Origin of the sequence: Lutispora sp. (assembly GCF_041687175.1) — a bacterium.
Taxonomy (GTDB): Bacteria; Bacillota; Clostridia; order Lutisporales; family Lutisporaceae; genus Lutispora.
This window is the reverse complement of the sequence record NZ_JAWLCK010000189.1, coordinates 1-3853: the sequence shown is the minus strand read 5'-3', so window position 1 is coordinate 3853 and position 3853 is coordinate 1. Positions and strand designations below refer to the sequence as shown.

Genomic DNA, 3853 nt, shown 5'->3' with positions numbered 1-3853 from the left:
AAGCTATAGCGAAATTTGGGTATACCTGCATAAACAACTGTATTGCTTATTGTCAATATAATGCATAAAAAGGCACATATAAGTTTCTTCATAATTTTCCCTCCTTATTCGTATCTTAAAGCTTCTATGGGGTCAAGCTTAGCGGCTTTATTTGCCGGGTACAGCCCGAAGAATATTCCCACTGCCGATGAAAAAGCAACAGCGATTATGACTATTGACGGTGATACTGAAGCTTTTACTTTTATGAGAGGGCCTACCAGGTTTCCCATGGCTATACCAAATCCTAATCCCATTGTACCGCCAATTAAGCATAGTATCAAGGACTCTGTAAGAAATTGAAGCAGTATATCCCTTCTTTTTGCACCCAATGCCATCCTGATACCTATTTCTCTGGTTCTTTCTGTCACTGATACCAGCATTATATTCATGACACCTATACCACCTACCAGGAGAGATATACCGGCTATAGCACCTATTACCGCTGTGAAGGTGCCTATTACTGTATCTATCATATCTAGTTCCTTGAAGCCTTCCTCTGCATAGTAGACATCCTTGCTTCTGTGGTAGTTTTCCAACAGTCTTACTATTTTTTTAGCTGTTTCTGTCATGTCTGCAGATTTATCAACCTTGACAGCCATATAGCCCAATCGATAGTCTACTATTCTATCCAGTACCGTTATGGGCATTATACCTATGGAGGGCATATACCCGCCGAACATTTCTGCTACTTCTCCGCCGGATGATTTCATTACACCTATGATGGTCAAGTTTAAGTTCACATCACCAAATTTGGTTGATACTTTTTCTCCCACTGCATTGGTTCTGCCAAATAGCTCCATAGCTGCTTTGTCATCTATTACAATTACATGCCTGGCGCTTTGTATATCTCTTGTATTTAAAGGGCGCCCATGAAGCATGTCGATGTTAGCCACTTCAAAATAATCTTCGGTGGTGGTTTCTACACTCATGTCCCTGCTTTTTTTACCTGCTTTTACCTTATCATAAAAACCATAGGATGGCACTACAGCTGTAACTTCGGGAAGCTTGGATTTCAGCATTTCTATATCATCCATTGTAAAATAGTCGCTTTCCTTCACATTATCTGCCCTATTGTTGACTCTTACATAGATGGTGGTTCTGCCGATTTCCTCAAATTCTCCCATTATGGCATTCTTGCCTCCCTCGCCTATGGACACGATGGTGATTACCGAGGATATGCCGATTATTATTCCAAGCATGGTGAGGAAGGACCTCATTTTATTTACTCTAACACTATATATAGCAGATTTTATACTTTCCATTATATTCATATTCTTGTCTCCCTTGTGACTCGATTTTTCACCGGGTTATCCGATATAATCTCTCCATCCCTGAAAACTACATTTCTCTTGGTATGGGTTGCTATATCAGCCTCATGGGTTACCATCACAATGGTTACACCTTCTTCATTGAGGCTCTCAAATATGTCCATAATCTCTATGCTGGACTTGGTATCAAGATTTCCGGTAGGCTCATCTGCCAGTAATATGGCAGGGTTATTTACCAATGCCCTGGCTATGGCTACTCTTTGTTTCTGACCACCAGAGAGTTCATTAGGTCTGTGATGGATTCTATCGCCCAGTCCCACCTTTTCTAAGGCTTCCTTGGCTCTTTTATATCTTTGGGAGCCTGGGATGCCTGCATATATCATAGGCAGCTCCACATTACCCAAAGCAGTGAGACGAGGGAGGAGGTTGAAGGCCTGGAATACGAATCCAATCTTTTTGTTTCTTATCTCTGCCAGTTGGGTATCATTGAGAGTTGATACATCTTCACCATCCAGTATGTATTTCCCTGAGGTCATTCTATCCAAGCAGCCTATTATGTTCATCAGCGTTGATTTGCCTGAGCCGGAGGCTCCCATAATGGCTACATATTCGTTTTTATCCACATTTAGACTTACTGATTTGAGGGCTTCTACCTGTATGGAGCCTGTATCATATATTTTTGTCAGGTTTTCTATCTGGATTATCAAGCTACATCCCTCCAGTTGTAATTACTGTTTCTCCATCCATGAGCTCTGCAGGAGGACTGATGATGTACTTTTCTCCTTCTTTCAGTCCTGAGACTATTTCTATTTCAAAGTCTGTTTCCAGACCTGTTTCCACATTTCTTTTCTTTGCTATATTATCTTCCACTACAAATAGATATTTATTGCCCTGTTCATCGGTCTGAACTGCTTCAAAACTAACTGCTATGGAGTTTTCTTTCTCAATAAGCACTATTTCAGCATCCGCTTCATAGCCCGCTTTGATTTGCTCATCTACGCTGTCTAAAGTTATTTCTACCAAAACATTTGTTTCTTTGCTTGTGTTTACCATTTCTACAGTGGCTGCTTCAGATATCTTAGTTATATGACCTTCATATACTTTATCCAAGCCGTTTATTCTAATATTGGCTTTCTGGCCCATTTCCAGATTTACTGCATCATATTGGCTTACCCTCAATTCCAGTATATACTTGGATTGATCGTGGATTATTATGCTGCTTCCTGCGGCAGGGTATTGGTTTTCTTTAGCATCCAGCTTTACAATTTTACCGTTTATATTTGCTTTGATATTGCTGTCTGAAATTTTTCTTTCAAGGCTTGATAGATCAGTGTTGGACATTTCTATTTGTTTTTCTTGCTGATATATTTTTTCATCAAAGTCTGCCAAAGAGTTTTTGGCATTATCCAAAGTTATCTCTGCTAATAGTAAATTGTTCTGCAGATCATTTAATGTTGACAGGGAGTTATCATATTCAACTTTGGATAGGAAGCCTGCTTCGTATAGCTTAGTGTTATGCTCATGCTTTATTCTTGCATCCTCATATTTGGAGGCTGCGCTTTTTAGAGATATTTCAGCTTGAGTTACTGCATTTTCCAGGGATTTGCGTGTCGTATTGTCTTCAGAATTTAGTTTTTCAAGATCTCTTTTTGCCATATCCAGACTTATTCTGCTTTTCTTTAATTGAGTTTCCAGCTCGTATGTATCAAGTTTAACCAGTAGCTGGCCTTTTTTTACTTCTTGGCCTTCCTGGACTAAAACTCTTGTGACCTTTTGTGTTGAGGGTAACATTATCTCTTCCGATTCACCGGCTTTTATATTGCCAGTGACGGATATAGATTGAATTAAATCAGTTTTAACTGCGTCGGCTGTGTCCACAGTTTTAACTGCATTTTTTGGTGATAAGAATGATCTGGCTATTAACAGGGCTGCCAGTACCAGAATAACTGCTATTATTATTACCAGTTTCTTTCTTTTTTTCATTATTTCGCTCTCCTTTGACTTTGTGTTCTCTCTTTGACTCCATAACTTTATACGATAGGAAATGTGATTTGTTTCATGGTTTTTTGGTTTTTTCCTTATATGACAAAATTGTAATATAAACTTAAAATAGCTGACATGGTGTACAATTGAATGTTTGTGTAGGGTGAGATAGAATATAGTTAGGCAAGTACGGAGGTGAGGAACTTGTGAGACTGACCTTTGAAAAGGCTGTAATATTTACATTGGTATTGATTTTATTTATATCCACTGCCAATATTTACAGCCATTATATTAATTTATGGATATACAAAAAAGAAGATAATACTACTTTTCTTGATCCATGGGATGCCAGCCGATCCATAACTGCTTTGCTAGAGGCGGATAAATTGTATAGGCAGGGCAGATATGATGAGGCAATATACGAATATAGTTTAAAATTATCCATGACTGATTCATTAGCTCTGGATCAGGAGCAGAAGGCTTATGCCCATTTTGCTAAAGGCATGTGTCAATATAAATTGAAAGAATATGATAAGGCGCAGGATAGTTTCTCATCTTCTTTG

General features: G+C 38.7%; 4 protein-coding genes. 1 reads left to right on the top strand and 3 read right to left on the bottom strand.

Annotated elements, in window-relative coordinates:
- Positions 1-104 precede the first annotated feature (104 nt).
- From ACESM9_RS14965 to ACESM9_RS14955, 3 genes are read right to left on the bottom strand one after another with little or no spacing between them, the layout of a single operon-like run.
- Positions 105-1310, bottom strand: coding sequence for an ABC transporter permease (locus ACESM9_RS14965; protein WP_373000527.1), 1206 nt, complete (start codon positions 1308-1310; stop codon positions 105-107).
- The gene (locus ACESM9_RS14960; RefSeq protein ID WP_373000524.1) at positions 1307-2014 is read right to left on the bottom strand and encodes an ABC transporter ATP-binding protein; all 708 of its coding nucleotides are present in this window, start codon (positions 2012-2014) and stop codon (positions 1307-1309) included. Before ACESM9_RS14960 ends, ACESM9_RS14965 begins: the two co-directional genes overlap by 4 nt.
- Position 2015: 1 nt before the next feature.
- Positions 2016-3290: an efflux RND transporter periplasmic adaptor subunit gene (locus ACESM9_RS14955; protein ID WP_373000521.1), complete on the bottom strand. Its 1275-nt coding sequence runs from the start codon at positions 3288-3290 to the stop codon at positions 2016-2018.
- Between the two features lie 206 nt (positions 3291-3496).
- Here ACESM9_RS14955 and ACESM9_RS14950 point away from each other — a divergent pair.
- Positions 3497-3853: hypothetical protein (locus ACESM9_RS14950; RefSeq protein ID WP_373000518.1), on the top strand; the 357-nt coding region annotated here is incomplete at its 3' end.